This window comes from Winogradskyella poriferorum, from assembly GCF_050618035.1.
GTDB classification, from domain to species: domain Bacteria; phylum Bacteroidota; class Bacteroidia; order Flavobacteriales; family Flavobacteriaceae; genus Winogradskyella; species Winogradskyella poriferorum_A.
Genome location: NZ_JBODPY010000001.1, coordinates 804,135 through 829,051, shown reverse-complemented (window position 1 = coordinate 829,051; position 24,917 = coordinate 804,135). Strand labels below are relative to the sequence as shown.

General features: G+C 34.9%; 18 protein-coding genes. 10 read left to right on the top strand and 8 right to left on the bottom strand.

The window, feature by feature from the left end:
* Window positions 1-138 precede the first annotated feature (138 nt).
* Genes ACRHOC_RS03685 through ACRHOC_RS03675 form a run of 3 tightly spaced genes read left to right on the top strand, consistent with a single transcriptional unit; the run spans window position 139 to window position 8,519 of the window.
* Window positions 139-5,649, top strand: a complete 5,511-nt coding sequence (locus tag ACRHOC_RS03685; protein WP_431157192.1) for a gliding motility-associated C-terminal domain-containing protein — start codon at window positions 139-141, stop codon at window positions 5,647-5,649.
* 26 nt (window positions 5,650-5,675) lie between these two features.
* Complete coding sequence (locus ACRHOC_RS03680; RefSeq protein ID WP_431157191.1) at window positions 5,676-6,587, top strand: PorP/SprF family type IX secretion system membrane protein; 912 nt, start codon at window positions 5,676-5,678, stop codon at window positions 6,585-6,587.
* Window positions 6,588-6,605: 18 nt separating this feature from the next.
* Entirely contained in the window at window positions 6,606-8,519 is a 1,914-nt protein-coding gene (locus ACRHOC_RS03675; protein WP_431157189.1) for an OmpA family protein, read from the top strand.
* Between the two features lie 53 nt (window positions 8,520-8,572).
* On the opposite strand, the gene ACRHOC_RS03670 is transcribed toward ACRHOC_RS03675, so the two are convergent.
* Together ACRHOC_RS03670 and ACRHOC_RS03665 are read right to left on the bottom strand one after the other, a co-directional pair.
* Complete coding sequence (locus tag ACRHOC_RS03670) at window positions 8,573-9,073, bottom strand: YciI family protein (protein ID WP_431157188.1); 501 nt, start codon at window positions 9,071-9,073, stop codon at window positions 8,573-8,575.
* Entirely contained in the window at window positions 9,070-9,543 is a 474-nt protein-coding gene (locus ACRHOC_RS03665) for a CYTH domain-containing protein (RefSeq protein WP_431157187.1), read from the bottom strand. The genes ACRHOC_RS03670 and ACRHOC_RS03665 overlap by 4 nt, the downstream gene beginning before the upstream one ends.
* A 21-nt stretch (window positions 9,544-9,564) precedes the next feature.
* Here ACRHOC_RS03665 and dinB point away from each other — a divergent pair, with 21 nt between their 5' ends.
* Window positions 9,565-10,677, top strand: a complete 1,113-nt coding sequence (gene dinB, locus ACRHOC_RS03660; protein ID WP_431157186.1) for a DNA polymerase IV — start codon at window positions 9,565-9,567, stop codon at window positions 10,675-10,677.
* 5 nt (window positions 10,678-10,682) lie between these two features.
* Here dinB and pyk read toward each other — a convergent pair whose 3' ends face one another.
* The 5 genes from pyk to ACRHOC_RS03635 all read right to left on the bottom strand — a co-directional run bounded on the left by pyk (window position 10,683) and on the right by ACRHOC_RS03635 (window position 14,980).
* Complete coding sequence (pyk, locus tag ACRHOC_RS03655) at window positions 10,683-12,122, bottom strand: pyruvate kinase (protein ID WP_431157185.1); 1,440 nt, start codon at window positions 12,120-12,122, stop codon at window positions 10,683-10,685.
* 4 nt (window positions 12,123-12,126) lie between these two features.
* Window positions 12,127-12,606, bottom strand: a complete 480-nt coding sequence (locus ACRHOC_RS03650; protein WP_431157184.1) for an IPExxxVDY family protein — start codon at window positions 12,604-12,606, stop codon at window positions 12,127-12,129.
* 131 nt (window positions 12,607-12,737) lie between these two features.
* Window positions 12,738-13,478: a ribonuclease III gene (rnc, locus tag ACRHOC_RS03645; protein ID WP_431157182.1), complete on the bottom strand. Its 741-nt coding sequence runs from the start codon at window positions 13,476-13,478 to the stop codon at window positions 12,738-12,740.
* A gap of 7 nt (window positions 13,479-13,485) precedes the next feature.
* Entirely contained in the window at window positions 13,486-14,736 is a 1,251-nt protein-coding gene (fabF, locus tag ACRHOC_RS03640) for a beta-ketoacyl-ACP synthase II (RefSeq protein ID WP_431157180.1), read from the bottom strand.
* 10 nt (window positions 14,737-14,746) lie between these two features.
* Window positions 14,747-14,980, bottom strand: coding sequence for an acyl carrier protein (locus ACRHOC_RS03635; protein WP_009778413.1), 234 nt, complete (start codon window positions 14,978-14,980; stop codon window positions 14,747-14,749).
* Window positions 14,981-15,162: 182 nt separating this feature from the next.
* Here ACRHOC_RS03635 and ACRHOC_RS03630 point away from each other — a divergent pair, with 182 nt between their 5' ends.
* The 4 genes from ACRHOC_RS03630 (at window position 15,163) to ACRHOC_RS03615 (ending at window position 19,308) form a co-directional block, all read left to right on the top strand.
* The gene (locus ACRHOC_RS03630) at window positions 15,163-15,729 is read left to right on the top strand and encodes a phosphoribosylglycinamide formyltransferase (RefSeq protein ID WP_431157178.1); all 567 of its coding nucleotides are present in this window, start codon (window positions 15,163-15,165) and stop codon (window positions 15,727-15,729) included.
* Complete coding sequence (locus ACRHOC_RS03625) at window positions 15,722-16,363, top strand: viroplasmin family protein (RefSeq protein ID WP_431157176.1); 642 nt, start codon at window positions 15,722-15,724, stop codon at window positions 16,361-16,363. The genes ACRHOC_RS03630 and ACRHOC_RS03625 overlap by 8 nt, the downstream gene beginning before the upstream one ends.
* A gap of 78 nt (window positions 16,364-16,441) precedes the next feature.
* Window positions 16,442-17,368 (top strand): PfkB family carbohydrate kinase, encoded by a 927-nt coding sequence (locus ACRHOC_RS03620; RefSeq protein WP_431157175.1) that lies wholly within the window; start codon window positions 16,442-16,444, stop codon window positions 17,366-17,368.
* A gap of 41 nt (window positions 17,369-17,409) precedes the next feature.
* Window positions 17,410-19,308 (top strand): amidophosphoribosyltransferase, encoded by a 1,899-nt coding sequence (locus ACRHOC_RS03615; protein ID WP_431157174.1) that lies wholly within the window; start codon window positions 17,410-17,412, stop codon window positions 19,306-19,308.
* A 508-nt stretch (window positions 19,309-19,816) separates the two neighbouring features.
* On the opposite strand, the gene ACRHOC_RS03610 is transcribed toward ACRHOC_RS03615, so the two are convergent.
* On the bottom strand, window positions 19,817-20,425 hold the full coding sequence (locus tag ACRHOC_RS03610; RefSeq protein ID WP_431157172.1) for a superoxide dismutase: 609 nt from the start codon (window positions 20,423-20,425) through the stop codon (window positions 19,817-19,819).
* A 110-nt stretch (window positions 20,426-20,535) separates the two neighbouring features.
* Between ACRHOC_RS03610 and ACRHOC_RS03605 the strand changes: the two genes are divergently transcribed.
* Entirely contained in the window at window positions 20,536-23,679 is a 3,144-nt protein-coding gene (locus ACRHOC_RS03605) for a UvrD-helicase domain-containing protein (protein WP_431157170.1), read from the top strand.
* Window positions 23,680-23,719: 40 nt separating this feature from the next.
* Window positions 23,720-24,913: a glycine C-acetyltransferase gene (gene kbl, locus ACRHOC_RS03600; RefSeq protein ID WP_431157169.1), complete on the top strand. Its 1,194-nt coding sequence runs from the start codon at window positions 23,720-23,722 to the stop codon at window positions 24,911-24,913.
* Window positions 24,914-24,917: the final 4 nt, after the last annotated feature.

The window sequence follows — 24,917 nt, the reverse complement described above, 5'->3', positions numbered from 1 at the left end:
TTCGAGTGGATATCGAAATTTCGGACAACCACCGGAATTTTTGTCATCTAAAGCCCCACCATTTAATAAAACATTTCAACTCCTTTGTAATCAACTTATTACAAGGGGTTACTTAATTACCAAAAAACCAAATTAATAATGAAAAAAAGTACACTACTACTATTTTCACTTTTTTTAGTCCTTTTCCAAATCAATGCACAGGTTACTATTGGTACTGGAAATTTACAAGGTGAAAATGCGCCTTTTGAAGCATACTATGGGTATTCATATGCCCAATCGGTATATCTAGCTTCAGAAATTAATGCATCTGGTGATATTACAGATATTCAGTGGTATTACAGTGGGACGTCTGACCTAGCAAATAGTCAAGATTTAGTTATCTACATGGCTGAATCTACAAGAACTGAGTTTGCTACTACCGACGACTGGGAACCGTTAACTTCGCTAACTCAAGTTTATGCTGGTGGTATAACAGTTACACCAGGCATAGAAGGATGGGTAACCATTACACTTGATACGCCTTTTACTTATAATGGCACTGATAATTTAATTATTGCTGTTGAAGAAAATAGTGCTGGTTATGACTCTTTTGGAGATGATTTCTTCAATTCAGCAGTTGCGACCAATCGCACAATCTCTTATTTCAGTGATTTTACAAATCCAGATCCTGCTGCTCCACCAACTGCAAGCAACATAGATGATACGCTTCCTAATGTTATTTTAGGAGGTATTACACAAGCATGTGCTACACCTGGTGATTTAGTAGCGAGTGGTGTTACTTCAAGTGAGGCTCAAATCTCATGGACAGAAAATGGAACAGCTACAGTGTGGAATATCGAAATTGTACCTTCAGGTGACACACCTACAGGGACTCCAACAGCAACAGGTGTTTCTAATCCTTTTACTGCAATGGGTTTAATGGCTGTAACAAGTTATGATGTATATGTACAAGCCGATTGTGGTACTGAACTAAGTGCATTTGCAGGACCATTAACTTTTGAAACGTTATGTGATGTTTTTGTACCAGATTATCTCGAAGACTTTACAACTATAATACCTGATTGTTGGGATGAAGCAGATGATGGAGATCCAACAACAGGCCCTTCAAATTTTGGCGCTGGTTCGTGGACTCCAGATGAATTCTTAAATATTGGTACTGGTGATGGTGCATATAAAATCAATCTATTTACAACTGGAAAAAGTGATTGGATTATATCGCCTCAGTTTGATTTAACAGGTGGGCCTTTCCAAGTAGAGTTTGACTTCGCAATTACAAATTGGAATAGTAGTACTGTCGCAGGTACACTTGGTTCTGACGACGAAGTTATTTTCTTAATGTCAAATGACAATGGTGCTACTTGGACTACTTTATTATCTTACGATAGTACATCTGTGGTGCCAATTCCAGGCATCCATCCAGTTGTTGATTTAACAGCTAATAGTGGGGAAACGGTGCAGTTCGCAATTTATGCAACTGAAGGAACAGTGAACGATCCAGAAGATGTAGATGTATTTGTAGATAATTTTCAAGTAAGAAATATTCCATCATGTCCTGAGCCTACAGATTTAGTTGTTTCTAATCCAACGCCTGATGGTGCAGAGGTTTCTTGGACTGAATCAGGAACATCTACGATTTGGAATATTGAAATTGTTCCTGCTGGAGACACACCTACGGGAACACCAACAGCAACAAATGTTACTAATCCATACATCGCTACAGGATTAAGTGCCATTACATCTTATGACGTTTATGTTCAATCTGATTGTGGTGGTGATTTAAGTTCATGGACAGGACCAGCAACATTTACTACGCTTTGTGACATCTTTGTACCAGATTATTTAGAAGACTTTACAACGATTATTCCAGATTGTTGGGACGAAGCAAGTAATGGTGACGCAACAACTGGACCAACTGATTTAGGTGCTGGTTCTTGGGTTGCAGATGAATTCTTAAATGTCGGAACAGGTGATGGTGCCTACAAGATTAATTTATTCTCAACTGGTAAAAGCGATTGGATTATCTCACCTCAATTTGATTTAACAGGTGGGCCTTTCCAAGTAGAATTTGATTTCGCTATTACCAATTGGAATAGTAGTACAGTAGCCGGAACTTTAGGATCTGACGATACAGTTCAATTATTAATGACTAATGACGGTGGTACTACATGGATAGAATTATTACTTTATGATAATTCTTCTGTAGTTCCAATTCCAGGTATACATCCTGTTGTGGATTTAACAGCTTACAGTGGTCAGATAGTTCAATTTGGAATTTTAGGATCTGAAGGAACTGTTAACGATCCTGAAGATGTTGATGTGTTTGTGGATAATTTCCAAGTAAGAAATATTCCAACATGTCCGGAACCAACAGATTTAACCTCTACTAACTTATCATTGACTTCAACTGAAGTAGCGTGGACAGAAGCAGGTACATCAACGGTATGGAATATCGAGTATGGTCCTGCAGGATTCACACAAGGTACAGGTACAGTTGTTAACGGTGTTACTAACCCTTATGTAATTACTGGACTATTATCCGATACTTTATATGAATGGTATGTACAAGCAGAATGTGATCCGAGTAATTTAAGTTCTTGGTCTGGACCAAGTCAGTTCTTTACTGGATATTGTGAATCTATACCAACAAGTAATGATGGTCAAGGTGTTACGAATGTAACTATAGGCATTGTTGACTTCCCAAGTTTAGGCGATGTAACGTATGAAAATCAAACATCACCTGTTGTTAATGTTTTTCAAGGTGTAAATACTACTGTAGAAGTTTCATTTGCAACTGGATTTACTTATGACACAAACATTTGGATTGATTTTAATGATGATCTGGTATTTGATGCTTCAGAATTAGTATTCTCAGGTGAATCTACAAATGCCAATCCAACAACATTAGATGCATCATTTGTTATGCCAGCAACAGCACCTTTAGGTGAACACAGAATGCGTATTGGTACAGCAGACTCTGGTCAAGCAACTCCAAATCCATGTTATAATGGATCTTGGGGAGTTACATTAGACTTTACAGTTAATGTTATTGAACTTACATGTACCTTACCAGAAGCTACATTTACGACTGTACCAGATTGTGATAATGATCAGTTCTTTATTGACGTTGACGTAACAAGTTTAGGTGATGCAACTTCACTTGAAATTTCAAATAACCTCGATGCAACTACTGTTCAAGCAACGGCTGTTGGAATAGTCCAAGCTGGACCGTTCCCATTTGGTAGTACAGTTAAAGTATTTGTAATGAATGAGCAAGACAACAATTGTATTATAAGTAGTGAGAACTTTACAGTGTTGGCTTGTCCTCCAGATAATGATGAATGTGATACTGCAACAATTGCGGTTGTAAATAATAATGACTTATGTGAACAAGTAACTCCAGGAACAATTTTGGCAGCAACACCATCTGGCGTGGATCCAGGTTCTTGTGCTGGTGATCCAAATGATGATGTTTGGTTTGAGTTTACAGCTTTAGATGAAGTTGAATTTATTTCATTAAATAACATTCAAGGTGGTACTACCAACTTAGACCATGCTGTATATGAAGGGTCTTGTGGTAGTTTAACGGAATTATATTGTTCTACGCAAACATCTAGTATCACACCTTCTTTAGTAGTAGGCAACACATACTATGTGCGTGTATTTAGTGCAGGTAGCAACTTGGAAACTTCCACATTTGATTTATGTATTAGAGAAGCACCAACAAATGTAATATGTGATAACGCAGAGAATTTCTGTTCGCTTGGTGGTGCACTTGTAGGATCAAATATTGTTGGTCTTCCTGATCCAACAGATGTGGCTTGTTTAGGAACTGTTCCTAATCCATCTTGGAATATTATCCAAATTGGAGAATCTGGATTAATCGAAATTGAAATTGTTCAATGGCAAGATAACAACAATAATGGTGTTCAAGATGGTGGTGAGCCAGGATTAGACGTTGACTTCGCAATTTGGGGTCCATTTACATCCTTAGAGCAAGGTTGTTCCGAAATAGAACTTGTAGATTGTCCTACATGCCCGTTCTCAAACAACCCAGACAATGGATTCTACCCATTCGGTAATATTATTGACTGTAGTTATTCTGCTGCGCCAATTGAAAACCTTACCATTGACAATGCCCTTGAAGGTGAAATCTATGTACTATTAGTGACTAACTTCTCAAATGGTGCAGGTGTAATTTCTATTGAGCAAACTAATGTGGGTAATACTGGTGATGGTACAATTGAAGCAGAAATTTCAGCTGAAATTACAAGTAACGAGGTAGTTTTTGTTGATACAGATTCAGATCCTAGTACTCCAGTTGAAGCTTCTGTATGTGGATTCGATACTGTAACAATTATTGCAGATTCGCCATTTGCAGATTCATACGTTTGGTATAAAAACGGATTTGTGATCGATGGAGAAACAACAGATACGCTTGTTGTTACTGAATCTGATCTCTATCAAGTACAAGCCTTTGATGACCAATGTGCGGCAGATGCTTTCTCTGAGTTTGTCGTGATTAATATGTATAATGATCCAGATGCCTTAGACCCACAAACATTCGAAGTGTGTGATGGGCCAGAAAGTGATGGAACAGCTTCTTTTGACTTGGATGCATTCTCTGATTCATTAGGATATGGTGATGATTTCACAATAACCTATTACACCAATACAGCTGACGCAAACCAAGCGATAAATGCAGTTAGTTCTCCTTATGATACAGCAGGTGAAACACTTGTAATTAGAATAGAAGATACTGATGCATTTAATAATGGATACTTAGGCTGTAGACAATTGTCTGAAGTAGAACTAACTGTATTAGCCATCCCTGTTATTAATCAGCCTGCTGATTTTGTAGTTTGTGATGATATAGACGGTTCAGTCGACGGCATAACAGATTTTGATTTAACATCAATTGATTCTGAAGTTACTACAGATCCAGATGTTACTGTTAGTTATCATGCTACACAGGCAGATGCAGATGCTGGAACGGGAGCCATTGCAAGTCCATATTCAAGTGGTGACGCTACTATTTATGTTAGAGCGGAAAATTCACTTACTGGATGTTATGTGACTACATCATTTAACTTGGTTGTTAATGTGGTTCCATTAGGCTCAATTTCAACAGATGTATTCTACTATGATGAAGATACTGGTGAGTTCTTATTATGTCCAGCAGCAGAATCTGGTGTTGTACTTACATTGATACCACAAGGCTTTAATACTTCAGATGTTACAATTCAATGGGTATTAAATGATAATGATATTTCTGGAGCAAATGGAACGTCTTATGAAGCATTTGAAGAAGGTGACTATTCAGCGAGAATCACATTCAATGCCACTGGATGTTCAAATACAATATCTAACATTATTGTAACAGAAATCGAAAACTGTGCAATTCCACAAGGTATTTCACCAGGTGTGTCAGTAGGACTTAACGATACTTTTGACCTAAGATATTTTGATGTAACACGTCTTGAAATCTTTAATAGAAATGGAACATTAGTGTATTCTAAATCTAACTATTCTAACGAATGGGTAGGACAGACTAATGATGGTGAAGAATTACCAGTAGGAACCTATTTCTATACAATGGTATATGAAGGTGGTAGTAAGTCTAAAACTGGATGGATTTACATTAATAGATAATCAACTAACTGAATCAACTTATTATAATGAAAAAACTCACTATTATAGCGGTTCTGCTCTTAGCATTTCAAATGTATGGGCAACAAGACCCACAGTACACACAGTACATGTATAATATGAATGTTATTAATCCAGCATATGCAGGTTCTAGAGAGAATTTGTCATTCGGATTAATATATAGAAATCAATGGACTAAAATCGACGGTGGCCCAGAAACAGGTACTTTCTTTGGTCATCTCCCTGTAGGTAATAATGTAGGAATGGGGCTTTCGGTAATTGCCGACCAGATTGGTCCTGTAAAGGAGACCAATGCCTATGTTGATGTTTCTTACACATTAAACCTTGGTGGTGATCACAGATTAGCATTTGGAGTTAAAGCTGGTGCTACATTCCATGATATAAATTTAACGAGTAATAATGTCTCAGTTATTGATGCAAATGATCCATTCTTTGGTATCGGTATTAATGAAACAACACCAAATTTTGGTGCAGGATTCTTTTATTACACAAATAAATATTATCTGTCTTTATCGGTTCCTAACTTTTTGTCGTCGGTACATCTAGATGCCAATGGGAATAAAATAGGATCAGAAACGCAACATTATTTTCTAACTGGTGGTTACGTGTTTGATTTATCTCCAAACACAGAATTAAAGCCATCTTTTATGGTAAAATCAGCGTTTGATGCACCAACCTCTTTTGATGTTAACTTGAATGCAAGATTTTACAAAAAGTTTGAAATTGGAGCATCTTACAGATTAGATGATTCGTTTTCTGGATTGGTAAATTTTGCCATCTCACCAGCATTGAGAATTGGATATGCTTATGATGCCGTTTCTTCTGAGATTAATGCTTTTGCACCAGCATCTCACGAGGTTATGATATTGTTTGATCTCAATTTCCAGAAAAAAGTTTCACGTTCACCAAGATATTTCTAATCAGTTAAGCTAAACAAAATGAAAAACTTAAAAACACTATTATTATTTACGTTGATGAGTAGTTTATGCTTAACTGCTCAGACTAAAGACACAAAAAAGGCTGATAAGCAATTTGCACAATTTGAGTTTGTAAAAGCGGCAGAAAGCTATAACAAACTCATTGAAAAGGGTAAAGGCGATGCTTACGTTTATGGCCAGTTAGCTGAATGTTATTATAATGTATTTAACACTGTTGAGGCTGAAAGATGGTATGCTAAGGCTTTAGAGTCATCAAGTGACCCAGAAATGATTTATAAGTATTCTGAAATGCTTAAAGCAAACGGTAAATATGATGCCTCTAATCAGCAAATGGAAAAGTTTGCTTCTATGAGACCATCTGATGATCGTTCTACAGCATTCAGAAAAAATCCAAACTATTTACCAAAGATATTAGAACAAGGTAAAAAGTTCAATGTTCAGAATGCAGATTTTAACTCGGAGCAGTCAGACTTTGGAGGTACAATGAATGGCGGTAAATTATATATTGCCTCTAGTAGAAATGACAATCGTAAGACTTATGGTTGGAACCAAGAGCCTTTTCTAGATATTTATAGCTTGTCTAAGAATTCTGATGGGTCTTATCAAAGTGCCACTTTAATGAACGATAAAATAAATACAAGATACCATGAAGGGCTAGTAACTTTTACTCCAGATGGTAAGACCATGTATTTCTCTAGAGAAAGTTATTTTGAAAAGGACTTTGAAAAAGACTCTATTTCTAAAGTAAGATACAGCCAGCTTTATTTATTTAAAGCAACTAAATTAGGATCTGACTGGGATACGGTAGAAAGTCTTTCTATTAATAGTGAGAACTACTCAGTTAAAAATCCGTCTGTAAGTGCTGATGGTAAGACCATTTACTTTGCATCAAATATGCCAGGTGGATATGGTAATTTTGATATTTACAAGGCCAGTATAAATGATGATGGTTCTTTAGGTGAGCCACAGAACCTTGGTCAAAAAGTAAATACAGAAGGGCAAGAGATGTTCCCTTACATAAGCAGTAATGGTACTCTTTATTTCTCATCTAATGGCCACCTTGGTTTAGGTGGTATGGATGTTTTCTTCACTAAGGAAATTGATGGTAAGGTTGCGCCTATAAGAAATGTAGGAATCCCTATCAATAGTAATGCAGATGACTTCGCATTCACAATCAATGAAGAAGTTGAAGAAGGATTTGTGTCTTCTAACAGAGATGGTGGTAAAGGGAGTGATGATGTTTATGCGTTTAAAAAGCTTCAACCATTATGTGATGTTTTAGTAATGGCGACTGTTTTAGACGACAAAACACGCCAGCCAATAAATGGTGCCTCAGTATCACTTATTGATTCAGAAGGCAACAAGGTGTCTACAAAAATGACAAATGCTGAAGGACTTTCAGAATTTATTGTAGAATGTGAGCAAGATTTTGAACTGGAAGTTTCTATGGAGGAATATGACAGTAAAAAAGCGACTGTTAATGGTACCAACGAAGAGGAACTAGCAGTTCAAATATCATTAGATCCAATTGAAAAATTAATTGTTGAAGATAAAATTGAATTACAACCAATTTTCTTCGATTTTGATAAATCTAATATTACTGCACAAGCGGCATTTGAATTGGATAAATTAGTTCAAATTATGAACAAATATCCAGATTTAGTTGTGAATGCGACTTCGCATACCGATACACGTGGACCAGCATCGTATAACAACAGATTATCAGAACGTAGAGCTAAATCTACAGTTCAGTATGTTATTTCTAAAGGTATCGATGAATCTAGAATTACTGCTGAAGGTAAGGGTGAATCTGAATTAAAGGTTGATTGTGGTGGCCGTTGTACTGAAGAACAACACCAAGAAAACAGACGCTCAGAATTTATAATTGTTAGTGGTGGACCGCAGCAACAATAAATCTCATAATATTTAAATACTAAAAAAGCTCTGAATAATTTCAGAGCTTTTTTTTATCGTAATGGATAGCCTTTTGCAGCCCACCATGGATGTATCTCAATAACCAGCCTCCCAGCCTTTACCATTGGATCAGCATTAGCAAGACTATCCGCCATCTTCATATTAGGGACGTTATATATTGTTATACCTCTAATATCTCCATCATCACCAAAGGGTCCAGAGATATCAGCATATCCCATTTCATACATTTTACTTAAATGTGCAAGATGCTCCTCTTGTAATTTACTGGCTTCTACTTCATTCTGGTTTCTAACAGGTCCTTTTTTTAAAAAAGCAATGAAATACTGTTGCATTATCACAGTATCCTGTGTTTTTTCATCTACATAATCAAAAATCTGAAAACCACTTTCCTTTAACGCCTCGATCTGGACTTTTGTAGATTTTAGAGTCTCCATCATTGAATCAGTTGATTCCTCCTGATCTGTTTTTGATGATTGATTATTGCAACAAAAAATAGAGCTCACAATTAGAATAATGGACAAATATTTCTTCATGATTTCCAGTTTTTATATGGATTATTACTCAATTTAGAATTATAATATTTTATATCACCTGTGATTTCATCTCCGAGCCATTTTGGTTTTATAAATTCTTCATCAACTGACTTTAATTCTAATTCAGCAACTATCAATCCTTCATTATCTCCAAAAAACTCATCGACTTCATAAATGTGTTCTCCTGCTTTGATCTCGTAACGTTGCTTATCAATAATGCCCTCTTCACATAAATCTAAGAGATTAATTGCTTCATTATAAGATATTATCTTTTCCCACTCAAAACGCGATAATCCATCAATAGATGACTTTCCTTTAACTGTGAGAATACCTTTATCATCAAGTATTCTAATTCTAACAGTACGATTTGGGTGCGAGTTTAAAAACCCTTGTTTTATGCTATAGCTTCGAATGGCTTTAGATTTAAACGCCTCTGAACTGACTAAAAATTTACGCTCTATTTCTATCATGGTATTACGTAAATTTACACTATGCCTGACGAATTACCAATTAGAAAAATAATTCATGTTGATATGGATGCCTTTTATGCCTCAGTTGAGCAAATGGACAATCCATCATTAATAGGTAAACCCATTGCAGTAGGTGGTGGAAGCGCTCGAGGTGTAATTAGTGCAGCTAGTTACGAAGCACGTAAGTATGGTGTTAAAAGCGCTATGTCTGGTCGTCTAGCTGAAAAGCTCTGCCCTGAGTTGATTTTTGTAAAACATCGTTTCGATCGGTATAAAGAAATATCTACTCAAATAAGATCTATATTCTTAGACTACACAGATTTAGTAGAGCCATTATCCTTAGATGAAGCCTACTTAGATGTTACAGAAAATAAAATTGGACTCCCAAGCGCTACTTTAATTGCTCAAAAAATAAGACAGCGCATTGCCGATGAAATCGGACTAACAGCATCTGCAGGTATTTCTATAAATAAATTTGTTGCAAAAATTGCTAGTGATTATAACAAACCAAATGGCCAAAAAACAGTTAATCCAGAGGATGTTCTCCAGTTTTTAGAAGATTTAGATATTAGAAAATTCTATGGTGTCGGCAAAGTTACTGCTGAGAAAATGTACCAAAAAGGAATTTTTACAGGTAAAGACCTAAAAGATAAAAGCCTTGAATATCTCGAAGAAAATTTCGGTAAGTCTGGTAAGCACTATTATTACATTGTTAGAGGAATACATAATAGTGAAGTAAAGCCCAATAGAATAAGAAAATCCTTGGCTGCAGAACGTACATTTAGTGAAAATCTATCCTCAGAGATTTTTATGCTAGAAAAGCTAGAGCATATAGCTGAGGAGGTTTCTAGGCGTTTAACACATACAAATGTCTCTGGTAAGACAATTACCTTAAAGATTAAGTATAGCGACTTTACATTACAGACACGAAGTAAAACACTTCCTTATTTCATTAATGATAAATCTATAATTCTAGAGAACGCAAAGGACTTACTATATCAAGAGCGATTAAAAAATTCTGTACGATTATTAGGCATTTCACTTTCTAATTTAAATACAGATAAATCAGAATCAAAAAACAGTCTTAAGGCTGAAGAAAAATCAGTAAGTGTACAATTAAAGTTTGATTTCTAAGCTAACTAAAAACTACAACTTTCAATCTCTGTAACACGTAAAGTATTTACCATACCTCTATCTTTAATTGGCATTGCAGCTAAGCTAATAAGCATATCACCAACATCTAAGTAACCCTTTTTACAAGCGATAGCATTCACATCTTCGATGGTTTCATCAGTACTTACATACTTATCATAATAAAATGCTTTAACACCCCAAAGTAAATTGAGTTGTGTTAAAATCCGCTTGTTAGATGTAAATACCAAAATGTGAGCTGCAGGTCGCCATGCAGAAATCTGAAATGCTGTATAACCACTATTAGTTAATGTAGAGATGGCTTTAGCATTTATTTCATTTGCCATATTAGCAGCATGGTAACAAATAGCCTTTGTGATATAACGCTTAGTACGAATATGAGGTGGTGATTGAGGCACCTCTATTAAGTGAGAATCCTCAACACTTCTAATAATATTAGACATTTGCTGAATAACCTCCACTGGATACTGTCCTACAGATGTTTCTCCTGAAAGCATTACTGCATCGGCACCATCCATCACCGAATTGGCAACATCATTTACTTCTGCTCTAGTAGGTGTTAAACTTGTGATCATTGTTTCCATCATTTGTGTAGCAATGATTACAGGTATACGAGCACGCTTAGCGCGTAAGACCAATTTTTTCTGAATTAATGGTACTTCCTCTGCTGGTATTTCTACACCTAAGTCCCCACGTGCAACCATAAGTCCGTCACAATAGGCAACAATTTTATCTATATTCTCTACTGCCTCAGGCTTCTCAATCTTTGCAATGATCGGAATTTTATAACTCGAATGCTCTTTTATTAATTCTTCTAATTGCATGAGGTCTTCAGCATGTCTAACAAATGATAAAGCTATCCAATCTACTTCTTGACCTATGGCAAAAATAGCATCTTCAATGTCTTTCTCTGTTAATGCTGGTTGTGAAATGTTTGTATTTGGCAGATTCACCCCTTTCTTTGATTTAAGTGGGCCCCCCTGAATAACGCGTGCCTTAACTTCACTCTTTTTATCAGTTGAAACCACCTCAAAGATTAACTTTCCATCGTCCAATAATATACGTTCACCAGGTTTTGCATCTTGAGGGAAATTATCATAGGTCATATAGACACGTTCTTTGGTGCCTTCAAATCGTTCTCCAGTAGCAAATATGATTTCATCGCCTTCATTAACAATCACTTCACCCTTCATCACACCAACACGTAATTTAGGGCCTTGTAAATCGGCTAATATTGCAGCATTAAATCCGAACTCATCATTCAATTCTCTTATCATTTTAATGCGTTCTCTTATATCTTCATAGTCGGCATGAGAGAAATTTATTCTAAACACATTTGCACCAGCTTCCAGCATTTTCTGTAAAGTTTCTTTTTTACTTGTTGCTGGACCTAGTGTCGCTACTATTTTTGTCTTTTTGTTTGGCATCAATTCAAAAAATTAAATGGTTTTTTGATTTTAGTTTTAAGGGGTCTATTGAATAGCTCGTAATTATTTGAGGAATTCGTTGTAGTTTATTTAGTAATACTTTTTCATTTAAGTGTGTTGTCTCTTCAGAAATCTTAATAAAATAATCTACAGTTTTATATTCTGAAATTAAATGAAATGTTGTTAGCACCTTATTGTTATTTTGAAACAAGGTGCCTGTACTTGATAAACTGACTTCCTCTCGCTTACAAACATTAGATATTAAATTCCATGTCACGTATTCGTTATCGTTTTTCCATTCAAAAATGCTATACGACGACTCCAAGTATTTATAATCGAGATCTTCTGGTTTTCGTTGCAGTTGCAACTCTAAATTTTTATTAAGCAAATAGGCCAGACGATAATCTTCTAAACTGCAGTGCACAGCAATAAGTTTATATGCGTCGTCTTCAAAATCATCTACATGTAATTTATGTAAAGCCATATATGCACAACCTTAGGCTGTAAATATAGGATTTTAATAGGTTAAATAGATTAACTTTTCGCTAATCTTAACCCAATAATATTACGAAAACGTTTTAGTTTATGCGATTAGGATTTACTAAAAAAAGGATGTTAGATGTGCTTTGTCATCTGTTTCTGGAAAGCAAAAAAGGCACGTTTTGAAGCTTTTTCTTCTGCCTTCTTTTTAGAAGTCGCTCTTGCCTTAGAAACCACTTTACCATTAATACTCAAACGAACAGAAAAGTGTTTTAATTCATCTTTACCGGTATCTTCATATACTTCATAATCAAAAGTATTTTTTTCTTTCTGACACCATTCAATCAGCAAACTTTTATAGCTTATTACTTTACCCTCTAGCGTTTCAATATCTACATATGGATTTATGACACGGTTATAAATAAAGCGTTCACAGATTTTATATCCTTTATCTAAATATATTGCGCCCACTAAGGCCTCAAATAGGTTTCCGTGGATATTATTTCCGAAATTATTTTTAGGAATTTTACTTTGAACTAGGTCTATTAATTTTAAATCCTTCCCTAATTCATTTAAGTGTTCTCTACTAACTACTTTAGAACGCATTTTGGTGAGGTAACCCTCATCTCCATGAGGTACTTGTTCATATAAATACGCGGCAATTACAGAACTTAGCATGGCATCACCAACAAATTCTAAGCGCTCATAATTTATGGCATTACCCTTTTTATCCTTAATGTTCATCGAACGATGCGTAAAAGCCTTTATATAGAGGTTTTTAGACTTTGGTTTATACCCAAGGATACTTTTAAGTTCCAAAAAAAAATTCCCGTCTTTGTCAGAGCGGGAATTTAATATGTTACGAATGAAACTCATTCGGGATTTAATCTATTTTTTTAAATAATACACAAGCGTTGTGTCCGCCAAATCCAAATGTATTACTCATTGCTACTTTAATGTCTCTTTTCTGAGCTTTATTGAGCGTTAAATTTAATTCCGGATCGATATTTTCATCTACAGTAGAATGATTTATCGTAGGAGGTATAATTCCATTCTCAAGCGCAAGAATTGAAGCAATAGCTTCAATCGCACCAGCAGCACCTAATAAATGGCCTGTCATGGATTTAGTGGAATTAATATTTATGTTTTTAGCATGACTGCCAAATACTTCAGATATAGCTTTTAATTCGGCAACGTCACCCAATGGTGTAGACGTTCCGTGCGTATTTATATGATCTACATCTTCAGGATTTAATCCGGCATTCTCTAAACAATTCTTCATTACTGCAACAACACCAATTCCATCAGGATGTGGAGCTGTCATATGATACGCATCTGAAGATAAACCTCCACCTACAACTTCGGCATAGATCTTGGCTCCTCTAGCTTTTGCATGTTCATATTCCTCTAAAACAATAGACCCAGCACCTTCACCTAACACAAAACCATCACGGTTAGCGTCAAAAGGTCTCGAAGCTGTTTCAGGGCTTTCGTTTCTTGTACTCATGGCGTGCATAGCATTAAAACCACCCATACCAGCAATTGTAACCGCAGCTTCACTTCCACCAGTAATTACAACATCACAATGTCCTAAACGAATAGTGTTTAAAGCATCGATCATTGAATTAGCAGAAGATGCACATGCAGAGACCGTTGTATAATTAGGACCCATAAATCCATATTTTATGGAAATATTTCCAGGTGCTATATCAGCGATCATTTTAGGAATAAAGAAGGGATTAAAACGTGGTGTACCATCACCAGCAGCATAATTTAACACCTCATCCTGAAATGTCTTTAAACCACCTATTCCGGCTCCCCAAATTACACCTACCCTATATTTGTTTAAAGAATCAAGATCAAGTTTTGAATCTGCAATTGCTTCATCTGAAGCTACCATCGCATATTGCGAAAACTTGTCCATTTTTCTTGCTAACTTCCTGTCAATAAAGTCGTTAACTTCAAAGTTTTTTACTTCACAAGCGAACTGAGTTTTGAACTTTTCAGCATCAAAATGTGTAATGGGTGCCGCACCACTTTTACCACTTATTAGCGCATCCCAATATTCATCCTTGGTATTGCCAATAGGTGTAAGTGCACCTAAACCAGTAACAACAACTCGCTTTAATTCCATAAAATCGTTATTATTTTGCTTCTTCTATGTAAGAAATAGCTTGACCAACTGTTGCAATATTTTCAGCTTGATCATCTGGGATTTGAATGTCAAATTCTTTTTCGAATTCCATTATTAATTCTACAGTGTCTAACGAGTCTGCTCCTAAATCATTTGTAAAGCTAGCTTCTGCTACAACTTCGTTTTCATCAACACCTAATTTGTCTACGATTATCGCTTTTACTCTTGATGCAATGTCTGACATAATGTTTTAATTTTAAGTTTTAATTAGACCGCAAAAATAAAAAACTTTATTTTAAAATACATTTTTACAGTTAAAATGTATAGCATGTTAAAAAAAATAGGCATAACCTTTATTTATTTGGGTCTAATTGTTAATTATTATTCTTTTTTTTGTTCTGAATAATGGTACATCGAAAGTAGTATATGAAACGTGTTGTAATCTTTGCGTCCGGTAGTGGCTCAAATGCTGAAAATTTAATTAAGTTTTTTCACAACGATAATAATGTATCCGTTACTCAGGTTTTGACAAACAATCCTCGTGCCAAAGTCCTCGAAAGGTGTAAACGACTAAATATTAGCGCATTATCCTTTAATCGCATGGCCTTTTCAAAATCTAATGATGTCCTTAATATCTTAAAGTTACAAAAACCTGATCTTATTATACTAGCAGGATTTTTATGGAAGTTCCCAGAATTTATACTTAATCACTTTGAGAATAAAGTCATTAACGTTCATCCTGCTCTACTCCCTAAGTATGGAGGAAAAGGAATGTACGGCATGCATGTTCATCATGCAGTCGTAGATAACAAAGAAAAAGAATCCGGCATAACCATTCATTATGTGAATGAAAACTATGATGAGGGTGCGATAATTTTTCAGGCAAGTTGTGACATTGAACCAACAGATACAGCAGAAGATGTAGCTTCTAAAATTCACGAATTGGAAATGCTGCATTTCCCGCGAGTAGTAAAAGATTTACTTAATGGCTAAATCCAAAAAAAAATACTACACAGTTTGGAAAGGTCACAATACTGGTGTTTTTGAAACATGGGATGATTGCAAAGCTCAAATTAAGGATTTTAAAGGTGCTCAGTACAAATCATTTTCAACATTTGATGCTGCCAAGCGTGCCTATAAGGAAGGTCCTAAGGAGTATATAGGTAAAAACAAAGCCTTTAAAAGCGAATTGTCCCAAGAACAACTTAAAAAAATTGGGCAACCTAATACAAATTCAATATGTGTAGATGCAGCAGTAAGTGGTAACCCAGGTAAAATGGAATATCGTGGTGTTGATACTAAGAATAAAAATCAGCTTTTCGCACAAGGTCCATTTGAAGATGGAACAAATAACATTGGTGAGTTTTTAGCTATTGTCCATGGGTTAGCATTTTTAAAACAACATAATAGCGATAGAATTATTTATACAGATTCAAAAACAGCTATGAGTTGGGTTAAAAAGAAAACTTGCAATTCTAAATTAAAAAGGACTGATAAAAACGAGATTCTGTTTGATTTGGTCGATCGTGCTTTAAAATGGTTAATGACTAACGAATACAACACTACAATAGTAAAATGGGAGACAAAAGCCTGGGGAGAAATACCAGCAGATTTTGGACGAAAGTAAATGGTATATTCAACGACTATATGAATTTCACAAGGAATATATTTTGTTTAAATTTGCAACCTAATTAAACACACATTGATGAGCAAATTAGTGATTGTCGGTACTGTAGCTTTTGACGCCATAGAAACACCTTTTGGTAAGACCGATAAAATCCTAGGTGGTGCTGGAACATTTATTGGATTAGCAGCATCAAAATTTAATATAGATTCTTCTGTAGTTTCTATTGTTGGTGGTGACTTTCCACAAGACTATTTAGACTATCTATCCCAACAAAATATTGACGTGTCAGGTATTGAAATAGTTCCTGATGGAAAAACTTTCTTTTGGAGTGGTAAATATCACAATGATATGAATTCACGTGATACCTTAGTAACAGAACTGAATGTTTTAGAACATTTTGAACCAAAGGTGCCTGAACACTTTAAAGATGCAGAAGTTGTAATGCTAGGAAACTTGCATCCATCTACTCAGATGAGTGTTTTAAATCAAATGACACAAAAACCTAAACTTGTTGTATTAGATACAATGAACTTTTGGATGGATTGTGCACTTGAAGAATTACACCAGACCATTAAACATGTAGATGTCATTACCATTAATGATGAGGAGGCAAGACAACTAACCGGTGAATATTCATTAGTTGTGGCTGCAAGAAAAATACATGCTATGGGACCAAAGTTTGTCGTAATTAAAAAAGGTGAGCATGGCGCCTTATTGTTTCATGATGATAGTGTATTCTATGCACCAGCTTTACCACTTGAGGAGGTGTTTGATCCCACAGGTGCAGGCGATACGTTTGCTGGAGGATTTGTTGGATACTTAACAAAGACTGGAGACTATTCTTTCGAAAACATGAAAACAGCTGTCATCTACGGATCGACCTTGGCTTCCTTCTGTGTTGAAAAATTTGGAACTGAGCGTATGCAAAATTTAAATGATAACGAGGTTTATAGACGACTAGACCAATTTAAGAGTCTAACGCAATTTGATATAGAATTAACGTAACTTAGCGCGCTCAAATTAGAGCGCGTTTTTTATTACATATAATGAGTGATGCAATAAAACATGAGTGTGGTATAGCACTTATACGACTTTTAAAACCATTAGAGTACTACAAAGAAAAATATGGTAGTGCGTTTTATGGTGTAAATAAAATGTATCTAATGATGGAAAAACAGCACAATAGAGGACAAGATGGTGCTGGTTTTGCAAGTATTAAATTAGATACAAGCCCTGGAGAACGTTATATAAGTCGAGTGAGATCCATTGCTCAGCAACCCATCCAAGATATATTCTCCCAGATAAATGAGCGAATTAATACAGAATTAAGCAATAATCCAGATTACCAAAATAATGTTGCTCAACAAAAAAAGAACATCCCGTACATTGGAGAACTTTTACTAGGACATGTCCGTTACGGAACGTTCGGTAAGAACAGTGTAGAAAGTGTACATCCATTTTTAAGACAAAACAATTGGATGCACAGAAACTTAATTGTTGCAGGTAATTTTAATATGACCAATGTTAACGAATTATTTGATAACCTTGTAGAAATTGGTCAACATCCAAAAGAAAAAGCAGATACCATTACTGTGATGGAAAAAATAGGTCACTTTTTGGATGATGCCGTTGGAAAAGTATATAAGGACCTAAAAAAAGAAGGATACTCCAAAATAGAATGTTCACCGTTAATTGCTGAGCGATTAAAAGTTGGTAAAATCCTGAAGCGCGCAGCCAAAAATTGGGACGGTGGTTATGCTATGGCAGGCCTTTTGGGTCATGGTGATTCTTTTGTTTTAAGAGACCCAGCAGGTATAAGACCAGCGTATTACTATAAGGATGACGAAGTAGTAGTAGTTGCTTCTGAGCGCCCAGTTATTCAAACTGTTTTTAATGTTCCATTTGAAGAAGTGATTGAACTCGATCCAGGGCATGCGATAATCACAAAAAAGTCTGGTAAAACAGAAATTAAAAAGATCCTAGAACCATTAGAACGAAAAGCTTGTTCTTTTGAGCGTATTTATTTTTCGAGAGGTAGCGACGCAGAAATATATCAAGAACGAAAAGAGCTTGGTAGGCTTTTAATGCCAAAAGTTTTAGAGGCCATTAATAATGATACTAAGAATACCGTATTTTCATTTATTCCTAACACAGCTGAAACCTCATTTTTCGGAATGATTGATACTGTCGAAGAACATCTAAATCGAGAAAAGACGAAAATAATTCTTAGTGGTAAACGCAATTTATCAGCGGATAAAGTTGAAGAAATACTTTCAGAAAGACCTAGAATTGAGAAAATAGCCATTAAAGATGTTAAACTCAGAACCTTCATCACTGAGGATAGCAGCAGGGATGATTTAGTTGCCCACGTTTACGATGTAACCTATGGTGTCATTAAACCAAGTGACAACCTAGTAATTATTGATGATAGTATTGTTCGTGGAACAACTCTAAAAAAGAGTATCATTAAAATGATGGATCGACTGAATCCGAAAAAAATAGTAGTTGTTTCATCTGCGCCGCAAATTAGATACCCTGATTGTTATGGTATTGATATGGCTAATCTTGAAAGTCTAGTAGCTTTTAGGGCGGCCTTAGAGTTATTAAAAGACACTAATCAATATAACTTAGTAGAAGAAGTTTATAAAAAATGTCTTAGTCAAGTTGGTCTAAAGGATAGTAGCGTTAAGAATTACGTAAAAGAAATATATGATAGATTCACTGATGAGGAAATTTCTGATAAAATTTCAGAGCTATTAAGTGATGAGGATGTTAAGGCCGAGGTTAAAATTATTTTTCAACCTGTAGAAAACTTGCATAAAGCATGTCCTGATAATTTAGGAGATTGGTATTTTACAGGAAACTATCCTACACCTGGAGGTAATAGAGTAGTAAACAAAGCCTTCATAAACTTCTTTGAGGGCAATAAGGAACGTGCATACTAAAATTCGACAAAATCACCGTTTTATCCGATAAAATAGGTACTTTATCTATGTTTTGTGCATTTCATCCAATATTTACCTCATATTAACAAATTAAAATTACATTTAAGCTACCATAACATAAGTAGGTTAAGTTCATGGTAGATTTGGGGCAAAAAAAGGTGAACAGTGTTCACCTTTTTTTATGAAATCAATTGAAGAACGAACGAAGAGGATTTCTAATCTTAGCTTCGTTTTTTTATTAACATATGTAAACAAACTCATCCCATTCCACTCTTAGACTAAAATTTAGGTCGTTTATCCAATAAATTCATTTGTTAGAAAATAGGCCGCTTATATTTGAATCACCATAACATAAGTAGGTTAAGTTTATGGTAGATTTGGGGCAAAAAAGGTGAACTCTCTGTTCACCTTTTTTCATTTAATAATGTGCCATATTCATTCCTGAATTTTAAACACAAAAAAACCCAAACCTAAATGGCTTGGGTTGATTAATTTATTTATTACAGTACTACTTTGCCTCAGCGTATCGTCTTTCTACTTCATTCCAATTAATAACATTAAAGAATGCCGCAATGTAATCTGGTCTTCTGTTTTGATAGTTCAAGTAATAAGCATGCTCCCAAACATCTAATCCTAAAATAGGTGTGCCACCACAAGATACTCCTGGCATTAAAGGATTGTCTTGGTTAGGAGTAGAACATACCTCTACTTTACCTCCTTTGTGCACACACAACCAAGCCCAACCAGAACCAAATTGTGTTGCTGCAGCTTTACTAAAAGCTTCAATAAAAGCATCTTTTGATCCGAATTCAGCTTCTATAGCATCTTTTAATTCTCCTGATAAATAACCTCTATCTTCAGGATTCAAAACATCCCAAAATAAACTGTGGTTGTAAAAGCCACCTCCATTATTTCTAACTGCACCGTTAGACATGTCTAGATTTGTAAGAATGTCTTCAATAGATTTCCCTTCAAGATCTGTTCCATCTATTGCTCCATTTAATTTAGTTGTATATCCGTTGTGATGTTTAGAGTGATGAATCTCCATTGTACGAGCATCAATATGTGGCTCTAAAGCATCATATGCATATTTTAATTTTGGTAATTCAAAAGCCATAATTATTTGGTTTTAAGTTAATGTTTCAATAATCACAAAATTACAATAATGGAGTCAAGAAAATCTAAATAAATTATTAAGATTCCCTATTTTGGTATAAAATTTATCTTTTGCAAAGATCTGCTTTCAACATATACAATGCCTCGGCCGGAAGCGGTAAAACCTTTACGCTTACTAAGGCTTATTTAAAGCTACTTCTCAGTTCTGACAATCCACTATTCTTTAAAAATCTCCTTGCAATCACCTTCACAAACAAAGCGGTTGGCGAGATGAAAAATAGAATCATTGATATGCTGAGAACCTTCTTAGAAAATATGCCCTTAAGTGATCGGCATGCCATGTTTTTGATGATTTGTGAAGAAACAGGTATAACACCTGAAGATCTTCAATTAAAATCTAAAAATATTCTTTGGCACATAATTCACAACTATGGCGCCTTTGACATTTCGACCATAGATGGCTTTACACATAGGATCATTAGAACTTTCTCAAAAGATCTTCAATTGCCCTCAAATTTTGAAGTTGAACTAGACGAAGAGCGCTTGCTTACCGAAGCCGTTGATAGTTTAATAAATCAAACTGGGAAAAATAATGAACTCACACGCCCTTTAATTGACTTTGCAATCGAAAAAACAGAGAATGATAAAAGTTGGGACATTAGTTTTGATTTTTACAATATATCAAAATTATTAACCAACGAGAATCATCTTGAGGTGGTTAATTGGATTAAGGACAAATCACAGTCTGATTTTAAAGCACTAAAAAAGTTACTCCAGGCTAAAATCAAGAGTATTGAAACTCAGTTAGTAGAATATGCTAACGAGGCATATGCGCTAATTGAAAAAAACAATCTTGACTTTACAGATTTCACTGGTGGGAAAAGGGCCTATCTCCCAAACTATTTTTTAAAGGTTTCTAATTTGAACCTAAACATGGATTTTGGAACATCTTGGATTTTAAATATTGAAGACAAACCTCTTTACCCAGAAAAATCTACTTCAGACCATGTAAAAGCTACTTTAGATTCATTAAAACCTCAATTTATCCATCTGTTTAATCAAACAAGAGATCTATATTTTGATTTGAAATTACATAAAGGATTTTATAAAAATCTTGTGCCTCTATCTGTTCTTAGCTTAATTAAGAAGGAATTGGATGCGATAAAAACCGATCAAAATAAACTTCTGATATCAGAATTTAATACGCTGATAAGTCAACAAATCAAAGGACAACCAACACCATTTATTTATGAACGCTTGGGTGAAAAATTTAAACACTATTTCATTGACGAATTTCAGGATACCTCGGTAATGCAATGGGAAAATCTGACACCTTTAATTGACAATGCGCTCTCAGCGACTAATGGATCTTTATTACTTGTAGGTGACGCAAAACAGGCCATTTACAGATGGCGCGGTGGCAAGGTCGAACAATTTATAAATCTTTGTAATGCGACAGCAAATCCATTTCAGATAAAACCAACTATAGATAATCTAGACACCAATTATAGAAGCAGTAAAACAATAATTGAATTTAATAATTCATTTTTTGATTTTGTTGGTTCAAACATCTTATCAGATGATAGTCATTCTAAAATTTATAATAATGCTACCCAAAAATGTTCTAGTGATAAATTAGGCTATGTAAATTTGAGTTTCATTGATAATTCTGATGAATCAGAGAAGGCGCTACTTTACGCCGAAAGTGTTTTGAAGACTGTACAAAATTGCTTAAATAAGGGTTACAGCCTGAGCGATATATGTGTATTAGTTAGAAGACACAAAGAAGGAGTGCTTATATCCGATTTCCTTGCTCAAAACAATATAGACATTACCTCATCAGAAACACTGTTGATTTCAAATTCACCCGAGGTATGCTTCATAAATAATTTTATAAAATTACTCGTACAACCACAAAATAAAGAACTTCAAGCTGAGCTGTTAAAATATCTCTGCCAAAAAATTAAAACTGAAGACACGCACTTATTTTTCAAAGCATATATAAAAGATCATTTTCACGATTGTATGAGTAAAATTTCAGATTTAGGATTCCATATCGATGTGTATAGGTTGCTACAATTACCACTATACGAACTTATTGAAGAAATAATCAGGATATTTAGCCTAAATGAAAATTCAGATGCGTTTCTGCAATTCTATTTAGATTTCGTATTGGAGTATACGCAGAAACAAAATACTAATATATCACAGTTTATAGATTACTATGAGCAACGCAAGCACAAGCTTAGCATATCTACGCCTCAAAATTTAGAGGCTGTTAAAATAATGACCATTCATAAGTCGAAAGGATTAGAATTTCCAATTGTTATTTTTCCTTTTGCAGAATTAGATATTTATAAAGAACTCGATCCTAAAATTTGGTATCCTCTTTCTCCCGAAGAATACAACAACTTTAATGCGTTACTTCTAAATTATAATAAGGAAATTGAATATTATGGAGAAATTGGAGCTGATATTTTTAGCCAACGTCAATCTCAATTAGAACTTGACCATATAAATTTACTTTATGTGGCCTTAACCAGGCCTACAGATCAATTATATATTATTTCTAAAGAAGATTATTCGAAAGGCGAGCCAAATCCGAAGACGTACTCCGGATTTTTTCTTTCCTATTTAAAATCCAAAGATTTACTTACACCAGATAAAAAAGAATATGAATTTGGAGTTTCAGAAAGTAAACCGATAACACCTCAAAATGAAGAAAAGGTAGCTCAAGTACCACTTTCTTTACCCTCATCAAGGAAAGAAAACAATAATTTAAAAATCATTACAAAATCGGGTATGCTTTGGGATACCAAACAAAAATTAGCAATAGAAAAAGGAAATTTAATTCATAATCTAATGTCTAAAATAAAGACAAAACAAGATATCTCACTGGCAATGGAAGAGTTGACGCTTAAAGGTGATATTAATAGCACAATGAAAGAACCACTTTTCAATATTATAATGGCAATTATTGAGCACGAAAAACTAAAGTCGCTGTTTACCGATGACTATACAATTTATAACGAAAAAGATATCATTTTAGATTCTGGCAAACAATTGAGGCCAGATCGATTAAACATAAATTCCAAGAATGAAGTCACGATATTAGACTACAAAACAGGTGCACATAAGCCTGAATATATTAATCAATTGAAGGACTATGAGACCGTAATCCATAAAATGAACCTTGTAACAGACAAGAAATATTTAGTTTATATAAATGATGAGGTTGAAGTAATGGAAGTCTAGTCTAATGCACGTATCTTTGGCAAAATAAAAAATAAGAACTATGTACGGAGCTATTAAAGCATTTTTACAAAACGAAATACAGGATATAAAAGAGGCTGGTTTATTTAAGGAAGAACGAATAATAACATCACCTCAAGGTTCAGAAATTACCTTAAATACAGGTGAAAAAGTACTCAACTTTTGTGCAAATAATTATCTAGGTCTTTCTTCACACCCAGAAGTTGTAAAAGCCGCTAAAGAAACATTAGATACTCATGGATTTGGAATGTCCTCTGTACGGTTTATTTGTGGTACTCAAGATATTCACAAAGAATTAGAGCAAAAAATTGCAGACTTTTATGGTACTGAAGATACTATTTTGTATGCCGCTGCCTTTGACGCAAATGGCGGTGTTTTCGAACCACTGTTGGGGAAGGAAGACGCTATCATTTCTGATTCATTAAATCATGCTTCAATTATTGATGGTGTAAGGTTATGTAAAGCTGCCAGATACAGATATCAAAATAATGATATGGTAGATTTAGAGCAACAACTAATTGAAGCCAATAAAAATGGGGCAAGACATAAAGTTATCGTAACCGATGGTGTCTTCTCAATGGATGGTTTGGTTGCACCACTAGATAAAATTTGTGATTTAGCAGATAAATATGATGCTCTGGTCATGATCGATGAATGTCATGCGACAGGTTTTATCGGTGAATCGGGTATTGGGACCTTAGAAGAAAAAGGTGTTCTTGGAAGAATAGACATCATCACCGGGACCTTAGGAAAAGCAATGGGTGGTGCAATGGGTGGATATACTACGGCAAAAAAAGAAATCATCGAAATACTTAGACAGCGATCAAGACCATATTTGTTTTCAAATTCATTGGCACCTGCTATTGTTGGTGCATCTATTAAGGTGTTTGATATGCTTAAGAATGATACAAGCTTAAGAGATAAGTTAGATTGGAATACTAAATATTTTAAAGAGAAAATGAATGATGCTGGGTTTGATATCATCGATGGTGATTCTGCTATTGTTCCTGTAATGTTGTACGACGCGAAACTTGCTCAAACAATGGCCAATAAATTGCTCGAAGAAGGTATCTACGTCATAGGGTTTTTCTATCCAGTTGTTCCAAAAGGAAAAGCAAGGATAAGAGTACAACTTTCTGCAGCACATTCACAGCAACAATTGGATAAAGCTATTGCCGCTTTTGTTAAAGTTGGAAAGGATTTAGAAATAATTTAAAATC